General features: G+C 66.8%; 1 protein-coding gene. It reads right to left on the reverse strand.

Annotated features, from left to right (window positions below; genetic code table 11):
* Positions 1 to 873, reverse strand: an 873-nt coding sequence (locus ENGE1_RS26240) for a type VI secretion system Vgr family protein (protein ID WP_155731576.1), incomplete at both ends; no start/stop codon positions are given.

An 873-nucleotide genomic window follows, 5' to 3' on the forward strand; every position in this document is an offset into this window, starting at 1 on the left:
GCCACCGGGCGGTAGCAGTAGCTTTCGGTGTAGGGCATTCCCCATACCGAGACGTGCAGCCGGGAGTCCCGCGAGGCGCGATACGTGGCGAGAGTGATGATGACGCCCTCCTTCAGGTCGCGGATGATGTCCCCCTGCGGCTCCAGCACCTGACCGGCGGCAAGATGAGAGGCGTTGCTGAACAGGTGAAGGCGGGCAGAGCCGTTGAGCGTCCGCTCGTGGCGGATGCGGGCGTAAAAGCCCCCGGTTTCGGTTTCCGGTTCGGGGTCAGCGTCGTCCCCGGCGGCCAGGTAAGGCGCTTTGTAGCGGTATTCTTCTCCGGTAGTGACCGCGTCGCTTCTGACGCTGACTGACGCGTCCATCGGCGTACCGGCGGTGCGGTAGTTGTAGTCCCGGGTACTGACCCGGTCCGTCACCACCCGGTGCCAGGTGCGCACGCCCCACACCGACGCCTCCGCGCCGTCGAACAGCCCGGAGGGCTCCCTGTACGGCAGCCGGACGTCAGACTGATAGTTCAGCTGGCCGTCGGCGAATATCACCCCGTCCAGGCCTCGCACGTCGTCCATCACCGTGCGCCAGAAGATGCCCACTTCAGAAAGAATGCGCTGGATGAACTGCAGGTCTGTCTCGCGCCACTGGGTAATCACCTCCTGGTCGGGGTAGGTGCGCGCCAGGCGAAACTCAAAGTCCGGCCCCTCAAAGCCGTGGTCGCGCAGCACCTGCTCCACCGCCTCCGGGACCGACAGGTGCTGAAAGATGCGGCACCGTCGGGTGCGGGCCAGCAGGGCGAGGCGCGAGCTGAGCACGGTGCGCCAGCGGGTCTGGTCGGGAGAGGTGGCGAGGCGCTCCAGTCCGGTGAGGATGCCGTGCACG

Origin of the sequence: Pluralibacter gergoviae ATCC 33028 = NBRC 105706 (genome assembly GCF_001598855.1) — a bacterium.
In the GTDB taxonomy this organism is placed as follows: domain Bacteria; phylum Pseudomonadota; class Gammaproteobacteria; order Enterobacterales; family Enterobacteriaceae; genus Pluralibacter; species Pluralibacter gergoviae.